Origin of the sequence: Microbacterium sp. ACRRU, assembly GCF_022346945.1 — a bacterium.
Taxonomy (GTDB): Bacteria; Actinomycetota; Actinomycetes; order Actinomycetales; family Microbacteriaceae; genus Microbacterium; species Microbacterium mcarthurae.
The window spans coordinates 1-511 of record NZ_JAKRNI010000071.1; the positions used below are offsets into that span (position 1 = coordinate 1).

Genomic DNA, 511 nt, shown 5'->3' on the forward strand with positions numbered 1-511 from the left:
CATACGTCAACTTGTCCAACACCGTCACCGAGTGATCAGTGTGCTCGACCACATGGTGCACGAAATTCGAACCGATGAACCCGGCACCGCCGGTCACAAGCAGACGCATGCCGCCAGACTAACGCGGCTCGCCTGGGCGCCCACGGTGGCGGTCGATTGGCGGCCCGCGCGTGGGTAGGTGAGAATCGGACAATGCGCGGAATCATTCTTGCGGGCGGAACCGGGTCACGACTGCACCCGATCACGCTCGGCGTCTCCAAGCAGCTCGTTCCGGTGTACGACAAGCCGATGATCTACTACCCGCTGTCGACGCTGATCCTCGCCGGCATCCGGGACATCCTCATCATCACCACCCCGCAGGACTCCGAGCAGTTCCAACGCCTGCTCGGTGACGGATCCCGCTTCGGCATCTCCCTCACCTACAAGGTCCAACCCTCGCCCGACGGGCTCGCCCAAGCCTTCCTCCTCGGCGAAGAGCACATCGGCACCGACTCCGTCGCCCTCGTTCTCG

Annotated in this window: 2 protein-coding genes; one reads left to right on the top strand and one right to left on the bottom strand. The window is 63.8% G+C overall.

Going from position 1 to position 511, the window contains the following annotated elements:
• A partial coding sequence (locus tag MHY30_RS15010) for an NAD-dependent epimerase/dehydratase family protein (RefSeq protein WP_239279211.1) occupies window positions 1-109 on the bottom strand: 109 nt, incomplete at its 3' end.
• Between the two features lie 83 nt (window positions 110-192).
• Between MHY30_RS15010 and MHY30_RS15015 the strand changes: the two genes are divergently transcribed.
• On the top strand, window positions 193-511 hold a 319-nt coding region (locus MHY30_RS15015), incomplete at its 3' end, for a sugar nucleotidyltransferase (RefSeq protein ID WP_239279209.1).